Here is a 13,724-nt window from a genome sequence, read left to right on the forward strand (position 1 = left end):
TCCTCAGGAACCGGCCGGGGCGGCGCTCAGGGTATCCTGCGCTACCGGCTCGGCCGCCATGCCGTCACTCAGCTTGAGCTGGCCCGAAGTCACCACCCGATCGCCGGCCTGCAGGCCGTTGACGATCTCGACGCGCCCGTCGTTGCGCTCACCCACGGTGACCGAAATGCGTTTGACCGTCATGCCCTTTTCACCCTGCTGCGCCAGAAACACGGTATCGCCGTACGCCGTATAGGTCAGCGCCGTTTCCGGCACCGTCAGCACCGCCACGCGTTGCCGTTGCGTGACGCGAATGCCGGCGTACATGCCCGCCTTCAGCAACCCCTCACGGTTGGTCAACGTCGCCTGCACCTGCACGGTGCGGGATTTGCCGATCATCGGGTCGATAGCGGTAATGGTGGCGGGGAAAGCGCGATCGGGATACGCCCCAACCTGCACCGACACCGCCTGCCCCAATGCCAGCCCGGCGCTGCTTTGTTCGTCCAGCGAGAAATTGACGCGCAGCGTATCGGCATCCACCAGGTTCGCCACCGCCTCGGCGGCGTTGAGGTATTGCCCTTCATGCACGCGGCGAATGCCGATGGTGCCGGAGAACGGTGCGCGGACCGCCTTTTGCGCAATTTTGGCCTGCGTTTCCTGCACCGCACCGAACGCCATATCCCGCTCGGCCAGCGCGTCGTCCAGCTGTTGCCGCGCGGTGGCGTTGAGGTTCATCAGCTTGCGCATGCGCGCCAACAGGATATCGGCATTGCGCAATTGCGCCTGCAGGCGCACCAGCTCAGCCTGCTCGACCGCATCGTTGAGCTGCACCAGCAGTTGCCCCTGCCGCACCGTTTGGCCGGATTCGAACAGAATGCGCGTGATACGGCCGCTGGTCTCTGCCGCCACTTCCACCTGGCTGGCCGCCTCCAGCTCGCCCACGCCGGCATAGCTGCGTGCCGCCTGCTCACGCAGGGCGGGCGCCAGCGCCACTTTGACCGGCGGATAGGCCGGCGTGCCTTCGCTTTGTCGCGCGGTGGAACGCATCGCAACGGCGGCAACGGCGAGCGCCGCCAACAGCGCGGCAATAATGAGGTATCGTTTCATCATGACTCCTCGCAGACATCTGCCAGACGTTGGCGCAATCGGCTGGCGATAGCCGTCACCCACAGGCCACCGATCACCGAGATGTGTTCCAGCGCGAAGTAGAGGGAAATTTGCATCCTGGGAGCGGACATCGTCCAGAACGTATGTACGATCGCAATGGTCAGGATCAAAAACACTGACAGCATGCCGGCGCCCAGCCAAACCCAGCGATTCAGCAGGATTAATGCCGCGCCGATCAACAGCACCGCCGCCGACGCCAGGGTGAACAACCAGTCCGGGCGCAAACCGGCGGCGCGCATCTCTGTCATGCCCCCTTCTACGTCAAGCAGCTTGGCCAGCCCCGACGAAATGAAAATCACCATCAGACACAGACGCGCGAGCAGCCAAAGCCAGCCACTGTCCAAAGCGGTATTGATATAGCGTTGCATAGCAGTTTCTTCCTGATTTTACAGCCAAAGCCATCCTTCTCCCCGGCGCGGCGGGGGCAGGTCTCGAGAGATGCCGGTTGCCAAGCCCAGCTGGCTGAACTATAAAACCTCAGGTTAACTTGAGGTCAAGCAGAGAGGTACGGAATGGCAAGAAATGAACCGATTGGCATCAATCGGCTATTGACCGTGGGAGAGGTGGCGAAGCGCAGCGGCGTGACGGTGTCCGCGTTGCACTTTTACGAAAGCAAGGGGCTGATTCAGGCGACGCGCAACGCCGGTAACCAGCGCCGCTATACGCCGGTAGTGTTGCGCTACATCGCGGTGATCAAGATCGCGCAAGGCGCGGGCATTCCGCTGGAGGAGATCCGCGCCACGCTGGGGCGTTTTCCCACCGGCAGCAAGCTAACCGCCGAACAATGGGGGATTTTGTCCTCTGCCTGGCGCAAAACGCTGGATGAGCGTATTCAACGGCTGACGGCGCTGCGCGACCATCTCGACAGCTGCATCGGCTGCGGCTGCCTGTCGCTCACCGACTGCCCGCTGCGCAACCCAAACGATATTTTGGGCCAACAGGGCGCCGGCGCGCATATTTTCGAACGCCCGGACGAGCACGGGTGAGTAGACGCACTCCTTGCGACCCAATCCCCCCGCCCGTGAGATAGCGATTACACTCGTTCATCCGCTGCCAAAATGAACTGATGAAAACGTTCAATCTCCAGCTTACGCATGGCATTCATTTTATGTTGGCTGACGGTTTTCTCGGAAATGCCTAATGCTTTGGCGATACGAGTATTGGGTTTTCCCGTCAACAGCATGGCCAACACCGCAATCTCTCTCGACGACAGGCGCTGCCCTTTGCCGCTTGCAACAAACGACGTGATTGCCTCCGTGAACGCTACCAACCCGATGCTTTTTTTTAGGCAATTAAAATTCGACAGGCGCGGCGTTTCCACACCGGTCAGCACGATAGCATGGGCAGGCATGTCTATAATATGCGACAAAAAATTCATGATCCGGCATATAGAAGAAAAAGAAACAATAACCATATCCGCATGACAATAAACGGCATGCACTCTGCCGCCGGCAGGTGAATAGAGATTAATGACCTCAATACCCTCAAAAGGCATCAAGAGCTGCGACATCCCATAAAATAAATAGTAATCGTCAGAAAAGATAGCCACTTGCATAAAGTCATTCCATTGCCATTCGTCATGGGCCATTTTTTAGACAGCCCATGAAAACGATGTGAGTTAATCGATGTTGGTTAACTTACTTCAGAGAAGTACATAATGAGCGCAACAACCCGGACAACGATGAAAGATAAAAATCATCCAGATACATAACACCTTCTTCACTGTATTTTACATTATTATCTAAAATCTCATGAATACCCTCTACCGCACATACCGCATCCTTCCAGACGACACGCTGGCCAAATGGCGAGATCCCTAGATATTGCTCATTCTGGCGGAATCCAACGACGAAATCGCGCAGTATATCGAGAATAATCAGCACCTCACCCCTGCTTACACCCTGTTTTAATTGGACTTTATCAAAAAAAACGCGAAGTGTGTTCTGTAAGGTAAATAGGCTTTTGAACAACCCTCCGGCGATGTCCTTCGGGGTTTTCACACTGGTTGATATGACAAAAGGCAGTTCACCGTGCTGCGAAATATATTGATAAAGTCCATTTATCGCCGTCGTCGGTTTAATATCCAAACCGCGAAGAATTACGTCAACCTCATCTTTTAGCGACTTTTCCACCTTAACACCGATCTGGATTTGTTCCGTCATACAGTTCATCCTCAACATAGAGATCCTGATTAAAAACCAATATTATTCAAGTGATAATATTTGCCATCAATTACCATGTTAAGATTTTTCTTATTCGTATCAACCTGTTTTTTATTATTAAAAATAACAGAAGATTTATTTATATATAATATTAAGCGTGGCGGATGTGTTAATCGTCCCGCTGCTCACGGTAACCTTGTCGTAAGGATAATAATAGGCCGCCATGCCGATGGAAAATTGTGCATCTAACGCATTACCGACGCCAGCATGAAATAATGATGTCGCCGAGCCTTGTACCGTGTTGGAAAGCGCTAACATAACGGGCGTATCCGGTGTGTTAGCATTCACCAGGCGAATACCTACACCTCTCGCCGCCCCGGCACTCTTGTCAATCAAAACCGAATTATCCGATGACAGCAGGTTGTTGCTGGATAAAAACATATTGATATCACGATCGGTCGTCCCGTCGTTTTGTCGATTCTGACAACTGAAATTGAGCGTAAAAGGCGTCAGCCCATTTTTCGCGCCCTGAGTTATCTGGGACACTCCCAGCGTCGGCAGTTTCACCGCCAAGCCGGCGTTGTCAAAAGAACAGGTCGTCATTTTAGGCGCATATTTGATAGTCATCGGCTGCCCATACATGTCGCGCTGATCGTAAGGCCAGTTGAAACCATTGAGCAGCCAGGTCAAAATCTTCAGCAACTGCTTGGCCGGCCACAAAATAATCTCCAACAACGACATTCCGCTCAGATCGGTCACGAACATCACGTCTTTAAGGCTGACAGTATCGCCGGGTATCGATGTGCCTGTCTTGCTGACCAAACTGAAGCGAATATTCATCGGCTCATTCAATTCCGAGGCGTTGTGCGTTCCCCAACCACTGAGTTTCTTGTTGGCGACATCGTTGATTATCTCTGCCCGCACCCAATACTTTCCATTACTGAACCCCAGAATGGTCGCTTTCGAGCTGTCGGTTGACAGGATGCGGGTATAACCGAATTCACTGCTCGAGGTTGAACAGCTGAATGAACCGCTATATTGCGTATAAAAACTGCCATCCCAAACCGGTGTCTTGTCGCTGAGCTTATCCGACAAGTCGACGTAGATAGGCGGCGCGTATTGGATGCCGTTGCCGTAGCATGAAGCGTAACTGTAACCACTGAACACTAAGGACAGCGCCAGTACGAGTATCCTGAGCATGGTGTAATTATCCTTTTATCGACAAATGTTGGCTGCGCTGTCCATCGAGATTTGCGGGCGTTCAATCTTGCAAACACCGTCATTCAACCGGACTTCCAGTGACATGGGTTGCTGTTCCACGCGCAGATACAGGACGCTGGCCTGCCCGACAAAGCCAATGGCGTGCCCGCTTTGATCCGTCACCTCCGCACCAAATGGCAAGGGCACATCTCCGCGCTTAAAAGCGCGAAGCGTATAAGGCCGACGCTGATCGGTTTCGAACTTCAGATAGTTGACGGCGCCGGCATAAGGCACGCTGTTGGCGATATTGCCGACGATCTCCGCCCCGGAGCTATTGCCTGAATCCGACAACGTCACGGAGTTTTGCCGGTACGGCGTGGCGTACGGCACCAAAGCCAGCCCTTCGTCGTTAGTGACGATGCTCTCGTCACCGTTCACCATCAGCCCTTTGGCCTTGGGCGCGTCCACCACCATCATGGTGTTGCCCATTTCGTTTGACGCCAACAAATGCCAAGGGATCGCCACCAGGCTACCGCGGGCGCTCATCCCCAATTGTCGATAGTCAGAGGATTCACTGTAGGAGCCGCCGACGGTCGTCGCGTTGGCACGATAGGCTGCATTCACACTCGCCATGCTGTTGCCACCGCTTTGATTACTGCCGGCAAGCGCATAACTCAATCGGTTCGATTCCAGCGCATTGCCGCTCAGGCTTAGCGTGCTTTGTTGATAATGTGAATCGGTAGCCGATAAGCCGGTACTGAGATAGGCATTATTGTCGAATACCGAAAGCGGCACGCTCAGCGAAAGATAAAACCGCGTCTCCTCTTTTCGATCGGAGTTTCTTACCCTGCTGGCGGAAACGTTATAACTGATACGTTCAAAGGCGTTTGAATACCCCAGTTGATATTCCCGGCTTTTATTCGTATTCGACCAGTAATCACGCTGGGTGCCGGAAAAATACAGCGTTCCCCATCCCTCACCGAGCCGTTGATTAAGGTTCAGATTGAAGGTATTGCGCGGACGAGCGGCGCGAACGGCATCCCAGGTATTCAAATCCAGCGGTGCAAGCTCATCGTCATCTTGGCTGTTCCCGTAGTCGTGAAAGTGTTTGTCGCGTTCTCGGTAACCTTGATGGGTATAGATGGCATCGTTGAAACTGTAATAGCCTTTCGTCGAATAACGATAAGCGGCCAGCGTGAAGTTGGTCGCGGTGGCATCCAGAAATTTGCTGTAGGCGATGCGAAAACTTTGCCCATTCTCTTTGCGATCCTGCAAAGACGTCGAGGCTTGAGTTACATCGACGGATACTGCGCCTATCGGCAAGTTCCAACCGCTGCCGAGCAGCCAGGCGCGGTAATCCTCACTGAGGATCGTGCCGGCATAGCCGGTGACCAGATTATTGAATCCATACTGCAGCGTACCCTGCACGAAAGCGGGAGAGTAGTCGGTATTTGCCTGATTGACTTTACCGGCAACCAGACCGTACTTGCTGACGCCCTGCTTCAACATATTGGGTACGGCGGAAAACGGTACGGTAAAGGACTGCTCTCGCCCGTTCGCTTCCTTAACCACCACCAGCAGATCACCCGCGGAACCGGTAGGCAGGATGTTGTCCAACGTAAAAGCGCCCGGCGGTACGTTCTCCTGATAGATAAGGTTGCCGTTTTGTAGCACTTTCACCAAGGCGTTGCTCTGCGCGACACCCCGCACTATCGGAGAAAACCCCTGCTGCGAATTGGGTCGCATATTGATGTCTGACGCTAAGGCGCCGCCCCGCACCCTGATCGAGTCGAACAAATCGCCTGGCGAGTAAAAATCGCCCATGGTCAAGTTTGATTTGATGGCAGCGAAGCCACGCTGCACATAGCGAGTATTATTTTGCCAATCATTACCTTGCCGCGAACTGCTACGGAAATTGCTGCTGTCTCTGAATTGCCAGCCTGCCAGGTTAAACCCGGACTCCAGGCCGGTATAAAAATCGTCGGCAGACGCTTTATCGCCCTGCAACGATTGCACGTGGTAATAGGTAGCGTTATAAGCCAACAACAGCGCCGGTACGCCACGATCCCAAAATTTGGCGTCAACATAGCCGGCTTCTGCGCGAATGACTCGCGACTGAGGTACCGTCAACTTCAGGCTAAGCGTCGCCACGTCAAAATCGAAACGCCCTCCTTGCACCAACTTATCAATGGGAATAAGGTCGTTGTCCGCAACGGCGAGCAATGAGTCCAGATCGATGCCCAATAAAGCGGCATCGCGACCGGCAATGCGAATATCGCCCTGGTGCTCACCGAACAGCAGCGAGAATCGGCCTTTCCAGCTTTGATTGACATAAACGTCGACAGTCTGCGTGCCCGCCGGCATATCATTGTTGAGGTAAAAGCGCGACAGGTCTGACTCGCTGGATGCTCCTGCCAATAAAGAGGTGTCAAATTTCATTGCCGATACTTTACTCGGCGAGATGAATGCAGATACGGTCAGTATCGAAAGCAATTTTATTTTAAGCTTCATTGCTATTCTTCACGTTAGCGGGCAGTAATGGCTTTAGATTTATAAGCCCCCAGGTCGTCGATATACAGCAGGGTATAAGCAACATTTCGGCTCACTCCAGATTTCGTCGCGGCAAATAGGCTGGAAAATGGCGCGACCATCACTGAATCAACCAACAGGTTTTTTTTACCTTTCTGGTCAACATTAGCCAACGTAAAAAAATAAGGGCTTTTGTTGATAATCTTAAATCCCGTCCCTGCCGCCTGTAACTCAATAAAATCCGTTATGGCATTAGCGTTGCTGCTTAATCCTGCCGGACGATAAAATAACTTGATACGCGACTTTATGGCCAACTGCAGCGTATTGACACCCTGCAAATTCTCCGGCGTGGGTGGAATATCCAACACGTTCAAATAAAATACAGACTCACGATCGCCAGGAAACGCGGCTCCCATTTTCTGTATGCGCAATTGCTGGCCATTATTTCCAGCCACTTTCACCACCGGTGGAGATAACAAGAATGGTACGTTTGCCGTCTCAGGTGTCGAGTTTATATCACCGTCATCAATCCATGCCTGCACGAGCGCCGGATCGTTACCGCTGTTCACCAACTGAACGATAACATCTTTGTTTTTTTCGGGATAAATAACACGCGTTCCATTAATTACAATGTTGGCATCGGCGAAAAAGCTGCCGAAAAATAGCCCAACAAAGATTAAGCATTGTTTCATAGTCACCTCAGAAGCCAGGCCTCTGGCACAGGCCTGGCTTAATTGCGATTACAGGTAGGAAATGGTGTAAGTCACGTTGGAGCTCAATTCCCCCACTTTCGCCTCGGTCACATTGGTCTTGTAGTAGTAGGCATCCAACGTCAGGGTCTCTGCGTCAGGTGCCGTTTTATCACCTTTGATCTTGGTGAGATAAGGCACATTCAGCGGAATCGGTGTGGACGAGCCCGGCTCAGCCAAAGAGAAACCGACGTTTTTTGCTACGGCGGCGTCGTTTTCATTAACAGAACTGTTTAACAGATACTTTCCGTCGGTAGAGATATTATTCGCCGAAGAGAAGTAGATCTTCAGTGGTGTGCCAGCCGTTCCCGCAGCCGGCGTACAACCGGAAAACGTCAGCGAGAAAGATTTCTTGTTTTTGGTGATTGGCCCGACGACTTTGCCCGCATCAGTTACGGAAATTGGGCTGAGCGCAACGGTAAAGTCAGCGCTTTTTCCGCCGTTGATGGTACAAGTGGTATCCGTAACGGCACCGCTAAACGAAATAACGCCACCGGCAGAATTATCTGCCGCCGTTGCGCTCACAGAAGCTAACGCGGCAGCCAATACCGCCAAAGAGATACCTTGCTTAATCATAATAAACTCCATTACTTTCTTCGCTGAAAGAGCATATATAAAATGACCTATACCATTAAACCGTTCAGAGGCTAACGAAGCTTAGGCAATAGCAGAGCATTGACAGCATCCTGCCATCTCAAAGTTTATATTTGACGGTATATGTTTTTATATATCCAAGTGTATTTTAAAATATATCCAGCAATGGGAAAAGTCTCATTCACCGCCAGATGCAGAACATATTAATTCCAAAGACAAAAAGATTGCAACATCGAATCAAATAATTTTCATAACAATAAAAAAAACAAATCAGGTAATAGACGAGAGGCAGTGCCTCATAAAAGAGTGGGCACGGTATGCAGCTTACTACGCAGGTTAAATGCGCATACCCATTTCTGCATGAAGTATGGCGTGGGATAAAAACAAAAAACCATTGAAAATAAAAAGAAAAAATACAGGAAGAAAAATCTTAAATTTCTTAATTAGCCCTCTTAACTCCCACATAGGGCTAGCTTATTTCCACCTTAAAATACCGATATAGGAGTAGAACAGAAACGCGATGCCATCTACGTTTGGATATCTATACCTATCAAAAACAGCCCCCATTAATTTCATCCATCAGCCGACGAGGCTAAACGCGTCAGACTAGAATATATCTTCCGCAGTCACCTTTTAGGTATATTTTTTAATATACCAAGAGATAAATCACTCCAATAAAGCGCTACAGGGGCTGATCACGATGGGGAGAGAAAAAACGCAGAAAGAGAAATGGCAGGAATAAAAAACCCGAACACACCGGCTCGGGTTTATAGCAAGACAGACATTCGACGATCAGAGCTGTTTTTCAGCCCGAACGATGCCATGATTCTTCATCACCTCTTCCATGGTGAGATTTTCGTCGTACGGCTTATCGTCTACTACGACGTCTTGCGGGCGCACATAAGGCTTGGTCGCACGCTTGAACATCCACCACCACACGAACACCAGGAAAGCGCCGGACTTCAGAAAGATCATGGTCCATAAGGCGACTTGATACCAGTTCATCTCTGTCTCCATAGAGCATTAAGCGAAAATAGGTAAGGCGGCGTTAATTATCGCGCCGGTCACGCCTGACCACAGCAGGCACCCGAGCAGCCAACCTTGATGACCGCATAATCTCACCGATGCGTAGCCCTTATCAATAGCCGATCGCGTTTCCTGCAGAAACGCCTCGGTTTCTTCGCACGCAAAAGCAAAAAACCCCGTGCTCAAAGAGCACGGGGTCAAAATATATGGCGGAGGAGCAGAGATTCGAACTCTGGAACGGTTTCCCGTCGACGGTTTTCAAGACCGTTGCCTTCAGCCACTCGGCCACCCCTCCGCAACGACGCGCACTATAAACAGACCGCATGCGCTTGTAAAGCCCGGGCGCGTTCAACCGCGCGAAAAATCAGCGAAGGCGCAGCAAGCGGCGAACAAACGCACACCTCTTCCCCCCTCTGTTGCCGTAATGATAACTAAGGGTAAAGATTGGTAAACAAACTTTAATCAACCGCTTGCGCTGCCTATTATCGGGATTATTTTGTGATGGCTTGATAAGAGAGAGCATTATGGACCGCATTGTCGTCTCATCTTCTTCGCGCGACTCGCTGCTCAGCACGCATAAAGTCCTGCGCAACACCTATTTCCTGTTATCCCTGACCCTGGCCTTCTCAGCCCTGACCGCCACCGCCAGCACGATGCTGGGGCTGCCGGCGCCGGGTTTGTTGCTGATGCTGGTCGGTTTCTATGGCCTGATGTTCCTGACCCATAAACTGGCCAACAGCCCGGCGGGTATTCTGGCGGCGTTCGCGCTGACCGGTTTCATGGGATACGCCCTCGGCCCAATCCTCAGCTCGTTCCTGAACGCCGGTGCGGGCGACCTGATCATGCTGGCGCTGGGCGGCACCGCAGCCGTGTTCTTCTGCTGCTCGGCGTATGTGCTGACCACCCGTAAAGACATGTCGTTCCTGTCCGGCATGATGATGGCAGGTTTTGTGGTGCTGCTGGTGGCGGTGATCGCCAACCTGTTCCTGCAGATCCCTGCCCTGCACCTGGCTATCAGCGCGCTGTTCATCCTGTTCTCCGCCGGCGCGATCCTGTGGGAAACCAGTAACATCATTCACGGCGGCGAAACCAACTACATTCGCGCCACCGTTAGCCTGTACGTGTCGCTCTACAACATGTTCATCAGCCTGTTGAGCATTCTGGGCTTCGCCCGCAGCAACTGATCGCACGTTACGCTTGCCTTCCAGGCCCCGCTCCGGCGGGGCTTTGTTTTTTGCGGCCGAAAAAATTTGCTAAACTGGCGGCCGTTCCGAATTATCCGTTATCGAGGCAGTATGTTGGAGTTTGAAGGTCAGGTTATCGACACTGACGCGCAGGGCTATCTGAAAAACAGCGCCGACTGGCATGAGGGCCTGGCGCCGCTGTTGGCCGCGCAGGAAGAGATCGTGCTCACCGAAGCACACTGGGAAGTGGTGCGCTTCGTGCGCGACTTCTATCAGGAATTTAATACCTCACCGGCTATTCGCATGCTGGTCAAAGCAATGGCACAGAAATACGGCGAAGAAAAAGGCAACAGCCGCTATCTGTATCGCCTGTTCCCGAAAGGGCCGGCCAAACAAGCCACCAAGATAGCCGGGTTGCCGAAACCGGTAAAATGTATCTGATCGCTCTGCCCGCAGCGTTGCTGCAGGCGAACGCTTAATAGCGAATGCCGAACCCATCGTAGTCGGCTACACCCTGCGGCTCCACCAGCACCCGTTCGACGCGCGCGCTGCGCGGGCCGCCCTGTTTCAGCCACTCCACCAGCCTATCCACCTGCGCCTGTGTGCCGCAGGCCACCACCTGAACGCTACCGTCATTAAGGTTGCGCGCATAGCCGGTCACCCCCAGCACCTCGGCCTGGCGCTGGGTGGAATAGCGAAACCCTACGCCCTGCACTACGCCATACACATACGCAGCAATGCAAACTTGTGTCATAATCGCCCCCTTAATTCAGTTTTCGTTATGGCATTGCCGTGCTTTTGCACCGCCATGTCACTCTTTCTATCCTAGCTGGCAGCATTATTAATTATGACCGTACGCCTGTTTCTCGCCAAAGGACGTGAAAAGTCCTTACTCCGTCGCCACCCTTGGGTGTTCTCCGGCGCCGTTCAACGCGTCGAGGGCAAAGCTCTCTCCGGTGAAACCATCGATATTCTCGACAGCCAAGGCAAATGGCTGGCTCGCGGCGCCTATTCGCCCGAGTCGCAGATCCGCGCACGCGTCTGGACCTTCCAGCAGGATGAAGAGATTAACATCGATTTCTTCATTCGCCGCCTGCAGCAAGCGCAAAGCTGGCGTGATTGGGTCGCACAGCGCGACGGTCTGGATGGGTACCGCCTGATCGCCGGCGAATCCGACGGCCTGCCGGGCATCACTATCGATCGCTTCCAGAATTTCCTGGTGCTGCAGCTGCTGTCCGCCGGTGCCGAATACCAGCGCCCAGCCCTGCTTTCCGCCCTGCAGCATTGCTACCCGGAATGCTCGATTTACGATCGCTCCGACGTTGCGGTGCGCAAAAAAGAAGGCCTGCCGCTGGCGCAGGGCCCGGTGCTGGGCGATCTGCCGCCGGAGCTGCTGCCTATTACCGAGCACGGCATGAAACTGCTGGTGGACATTCAGCAAGGGCACAAAACCGGCTTCTACCTCGATCAGCGCGACAGCCGCCTGGCGGCACGTAACTACTCCGCCGGCCGCAGGGTGCTGAACTGCTTCTCCTACACCGGCGCCTTCGCCGTTTCCGCTCTGATGGGCGGCTGCGAGCAAGTGATCAGCGTGGATACCTCACAGGCAGCGCTGGACATCGCCAAACAAAACGTCGAGCTCAACAAGCTGGACCTGATCAAGGCAGAGTTCGTCCGCGATGACGTGTTCCAACTGCTGCGCAACTACCGTACCCAGGGCGAGAAATTCGATCTGATCATCATGGATCCGCCGAAGTTCGTCGAGAACAAAAACCAGTTGGCCAGCGCCTGCCGTGGCTACAAAGACATCAACATGCTGGCGCTGCAGCTGCTGAACCCGGGTGGCATTCTGCTCAGTTTCTCCTGCTCCGGGCTGATGCCGACCGACCTGTTCCAGAAAATTTTGGCCGATGCCGCTGTAGATGCCGGACGTGATGTACAATTTATAGAACAGTTCCGGCAGGCTGCCGATCACCCGGTGATCGCCACGTATCCTGAGGGGCTGTATCTGAAAGGATTCGCTTGTCGGGTGATGTAACTTGAAATGCGCTGCCTTGCCCCCATATATGAGTAAGGCATTGTTTCTCAGGAGGTCATCATGATTGCCAGCAAATTCGGTATCGGACAACAGGTTAGGCATAAACTGCTGGGGTATTTGGGTGTCGTGATCGATATCGACCCGGAATACTCTTTGGAACAACCCAAAGCTGACGAAATAGCGGCGAACGATGAACTGCGTTCCGCCCCTTGGTACCACGTGGTGATGGAAGACGAGGAGGGCCAACCGGTGCACACCTATCTGGCGGAAGCACAGCTGGATAGCGAAGCCCAGGAGGCACACCCCGAGCAACCATCGCTGGATGAACTGGCGGAATCCATCCGTCACCAGCTACAGGCGCCACGCTTGCGCAATTGACCGCGCCAAGACCTGAGAAACCCGAGAGGGCCTGGCATCGCGCCAGGCCCTTTTTATTCAGCGCTCCAGCCCCAAACGCGGAATGTCGATTTTCGGACAGCGATCCATCACCACGCGCAGCCCGGCCTGTTGCGCCAGCTCCGCCGCCTGATCGTTAATCACGCCGATCTGCAGCCACAGCGCCTTGGCGCCGATCGCTATCGCCTCTTGCGCCACGCCGTAAGCCGCCTCCGAATTGCGAAACACATCAACCATATCCACCGGCTGCGGTATAGCGGCCAGCGTAGCGTAAACCGGCTGCCCCAGCAGCGTCTGCCCCGCCAATTTTGGGCTGACCGGGATCACTTGATACCCTTGCGCCAACAGATACGCCATCACCCCATAGCTGGGCCGCGACGGGTTATCGCTGGCACCCACCAGCGCGATAGTTTTCACCTGCTGCAACAGCTCGACAATCTCTTGATCTTGCATCTTCAACTCCCGTTTATCACTCCGTCACTCTCCGCTTCGAGTGTAACCGATCGGCATCCGCTCAGCTAAACGCAACGCGAGGGAAACTTCAGCGCAATCTTATGGTCATAGGCTGTCGCGGTTCAGCTGCTCATGGTCGTGTCTAATCGCGATGAAATATGTAAAAATGTGAACATAATGCCCGATTGAAAAATTTTGACACAACCTATGCCGTGTTCAACACTTAGAGCTACGTCACTTTATAAGG

General features: G+C 53.2%; 16 protein-coding genes and 1 tRNA gene. 5 read left to right on the forward strand and 12 right to left on the reverse strand.

What is annotated here, in order from left to right:
- Positions 1-3: 3 nt before the first annotated feature.
- Together FHU12_RS12510 and FHU12_RS12515 are read right to left on the reverse strand one after the other, a co-directional pair.
- Positions 4-1,089: an efflux RND transporter periplasmic adaptor subunit gene (locus FHU12_RS12510; protein WP_141969676.1), complete on the reverse strand. Its 1,086-nt coding sequence runs from the start codon at positions 1,087-1,089 to the stop codon at positions 4-6.
- On the reverse strand, positions 1,086-1,514 hold the full coding sequence (locus FHU12_RS12515; protein WP_141969678.1) for a DoxX family protein: 429 nt from the start codon (positions 1,512-1,514) through the stop codon (positions 1,086-1,088). The genes FHU12_RS12510 and FHU12_RS12515 overlap by 4 nt, the downstream gene beginning before the upstream one ends.
- A 144-nt stretch (positions 1,515-1,658) precedes the next feature.
- On the opposite strand from FHU12_RS12515, the gene soxR reads away from it, so the two are divergent.
- Complete coding sequence (gene soxR, locus FHU12_RS12520; protein WP_141969680.1) at positions 1,659-2,132, forward strand: redox-sensitive transcriptional activator SoxR; 474 nt, start codon at positions 1,659-1,661, stop codon at positions 2,130-2,132.
- Positions 2,133-2,179: 47 nt separating this feature from the next.
- Here soxR and FHU12_RS12525 read toward each other — a convergent pair whose 3' ends face one another.
- The 8 genes from FHU12_RS12525 to FHU12_RS12560 all read right to left on the reverse strand — a co-directional run bounded on the left by FHU12_RS12525 (position 2,180) and on the right by FHU12_RS12560 (position 9,701).
- Positions 2,180-2,701 carry a LuxR C-terminal-related transcriptional regulator gene (locus FHU12_RS12525; protein ID WP_185742305.1) on the reverse strand — a complete coding sequence of 174 codons (522 nt, stop codon included), beginning with the start codon at positions 2,699-2,701 and terminating at the stop codon, positions 2,180-2,182.
- 82 nt (positions 2,702-2,783) lie between these two features.
- A complete protein-coding gene (locus FHU12_RS12530) occupies positions 2,784-3,308 on the reverse strand; it encodes a hypothetical protein (protein WP_141969684.1) in 525 nt (174 codons plus the stop codon).
- Between the two features lie 135 nt (positions 3,309-3,443).
- A complete protein-coding gene (locus tag FHU12_RS12535; RefSeq protein WP_141969686.1) occupies positions 3,444-4,508 on the reverse strand; it encodes a fimbrial protein in 1,065 nt (354 codons plus the stop codon).
- A 15-nt stretch (positions 4,509-4,523) separates the two neighbouring features.
- On the reverse strand, positions 4,524-7,019 hold the full coding sequence (locus FHU12_RS12540; protein WP_141969688.1) for a fimbria/pilus outer membrane usher protein: 2,496 nt from the start codon (positions 7,017-7,019) through the stop codon (positions 4,524-4,526).
- Between the two features lie 14 nt (positions 7,020-7,033).
- Positions 7,034-7,729, reverse strand: coding sequence for a fimbrial biogenesis chaperone (locus FHU12_RS12545; RefSeq protein WP_141969690.1), 696 nt, complete (start codon positions 7,727-7,729; stop codon positions 7,034-7,036).
- 48 nt (positions 7,730-7,777) lie between these two features.
- On the reverse strand, positions 7,778-8,374 hold the full coding sequence (locus FHU12_RS12550) for a fimbrial protein (RefSeq protein ID WP_373275474.1): 597 nt from the start codon (positions 8,372-8,374) through the stop codon (positions 7,778-7,780).
- A gap of 798 nt (positions 8,375-9,172) precedes the next feature.
- Positions 9,173-9,385, reverse strand: coding sequence for a hypothetical protein (locus FHU12_RS12555; protein ID WP_060419649.1), 213 nt, complete (start codon positions 9,383-9,385; stop codon positions 9,173-9,175).
- A gap of 228 nt (positions 9,386-9,613) precedes the next feature.
- Positions 9,614-9,701 (reverse strand) — tRNA-Ser (locus FHU12_RS12560).
- A gap of 229 nt (positions 9,702-9,930) precedes the next feature.
- On the opposite strand from FHU12_RS12560, the gene yccA reads away from it, so the two are divergent.
- Positions 9,931-10,590 (forward strand): FtsH protease modulator YccA, encoded by a 660-nt coding sequence (yccA, locus tag FHU12_RS12565; RefSeq protein ID WP_004928091.1) that lies wholly within the window; start codon positions 9,931-9,933, stop codon positions 10,588-10,590.
- A gap of 111 nt (positions 10,591-10,701) precedes the next feature.
- Positions 10,702-11,031, forward strand: coding sequence for a sulfurtransferase TusE (gene tusE / locus FHU12_RS12570; RefSeq protein ID WP_004928095.1), 330 nt, complete (start codon positions 10,702-10,704; stop codon positions 11,029-11,031).
- Positions 11,032-11,065: 34 nt separating this feature from the next.
- On the opposite strand, the gene yccX is transcribed toward tusE, so the two are convergent.
- Positions 11,066-11,344: an acylphosphatase gene (gene yccX, locus FHU12_RS12575; protein WP_141969694.1), complete on the reverse strand. Its 279-nt coding sequence runs from the start codon at positions 11,342-11,344 to the stop codon at positions 11,066-11,068.
- Between the two features lie 93 nt (positions 11,345-11,437).
- Between yccX and rlmI the strand changes: the two genes are divergently transcribed.
- Positions 11,438-12,628 carry a 23S rRNA (cytosine(1962)-C(5))-methyltransferase RlmI gene (gene rlmI, locus FHU12_RS12580; protein ID WP_141969696.1) on the forward strand — a complete coding sequence of 397 codons (1,191 nt, stop codon included), beginning with the start codon at positions 11,438-11,440 and terminating at the stop codon, positions 12,626-12,628.
- Between the two features lie 60 nt (positions 12,629-12,688).
- Positions 12,689-13,006 (forward strand): heat shock protein HspQ, encoded by a 318-nt coding sequence (gene hspQ / locus FHU12_RS12585; RefSeq protein WP_033637900.1) that lies wholly within the window; start codon positions 12,689-12,691, stop codon positions 13,004-13,006.
- 57 nt (positions 13,007-13,063) lie between these two features.
- On the opposite strand, the gene FHU12_RS12590 is transcribed toward hspQ, so the two are convergent.
- On the reverse strand, positions 13,064-13,477 hold the full coding sequence (locus FHU12_RS12590; protein ID WP_141969699.1) for a CoA-binding protein: 414 nt from the start codon (positions 13,475-13,477) through the stop codon (positions 13,064-13,066).
- Positions 13,478-13,724: the final 247 nt, after the last annotated feature.

It is taken from the genome of Serratia marcescens, assembly GCF_006715005.1.
GTDB classification, from domain to species: domain Bacteria; phylum Pseudomonadota; class Gammaproteobacteria; order Enterobacterales; family Enterobacteriaceae; genus Serratia; species Serratia montpellierensis.

What these genes read in the sequence shown, in the direction of transcription:
- FHU12_RS12535 (WP_141969686.1), bottom strand. Translation starts at nt 4,508, where the DNA reads ATGCTCAGGATACTCGTACTGGCGCTGTCCTTAGTGTTCAGTGGTTAC.
- soxR (WP_141969680.1), top strand. Translation starts at nt 1,659, where the DNA reads ATGGCAAGAAATGAACCGATTGGCATCAATCGGCTATTGACCGTGGGA.
- FHU12_RS12545 (WP_141969690.1), bottom strand. Translation starts at nt 7,729, where the DNA reads ATGAAACAATGCTTAATCTTTGTTGGGCTATTTTTCGGCAGCTTTTTC.
- hspQ (WP_033637900.1), top strand. Translation starts at nt 12,689, where the DNA reads ATGATTGCCAGCAAATTCGGTATCGGACAACAGGTTAGGCATAAACTG.
- FHU12_RS12515 (WP_141969678.1), bottom strand. Translation starts at nt 1,514, where the DNA reads ATGCAACGCTATATCAATACCGCTTTGGACAGTGGCTGGCTTTGGCTG.
- yccX (WP_141969694.1), bottom strand. Translation starts at nt 11,344, where the DNA reads ATGACACAAGTTTGCATTGCTGCGTATGTGTATGGCGTAGTGCAGGGC.
- rlmI (WP_141969696.1), top strand. Translation starts at nt 11,438, where the DNA reads ATGACCGTACGCCTGTTTCTCGCCAAAGGACGTGAAAAGTCCTTACTC.
- tusE (WP_004928095.1), top strand. Translation starts at nt 10,702, where the DNA reads ATGTTGGAGTTTGAAGGTCAGGTTATCGACACTGACGCGCAGGGCTAT.
- FHU12_RS12530 (WP_141969684.1), bottom strand. Translation starts at nt 3,308, where the DNA reads ATGACGGAACAAATCCAGATCGGTGTTAAGGTGGAAAAGTCGCTAAAA.
- FHU12_RS12555 (WP_060419649.1), bottom strand. Translation starts at nt 9,385, where the DNA reads ATGAACTGGTATCAAGTCGCCTTATGGACCATGATCTTTCTGAAGTCC.
- FHU12_RS12525 (WP_185742305.1), bottom strand. Translation starts at nt 2,701, where the DNA reads ATGCAAGTGGCTATCTTTTCTGACGATTACTATTTATTTTATGGGATG.
- FHU12_RS12550 (WP_373275474.1), bottom strand. Translation starts at nt 8,374, where the DNA reads ATGGAGTTTATTATGATTAAGCAAGGTATCTCTTTGGCGGTATTGGCT.
- FHU12_RS12510 (WP_141969676.1), bottom strand. Translation starts at nt 1,089, where the DNA reads ATGATGAAACGATACCTCATTATTGCCGCGCTGTTGGCGGCGCTCGCC.
- yccA (WP_004928091.1), top strand. Translation starts at nt 9,931, where the DNA reads ATGGACCGCATTGTCGTCTCATCTTCTTCGCGCGACTCGCTGCTCAGC.
- FHU12_RS12540 (WP_141969688.1), bottom strand. Translation starts at nt 7,019, where the DNA reads ATGAAGCTTAAAATAAAATTGCTTTCGATACTGACCGTATCTGCATTC.
- FHU12_RS12590 (WP_141969699.1), bottom strand. Translation starts at nt 13,477, where the DNA reads ATGCAAGATCAAGAGATTGTCGAGCTGTTGCAGCAGGTGAAAACTATC.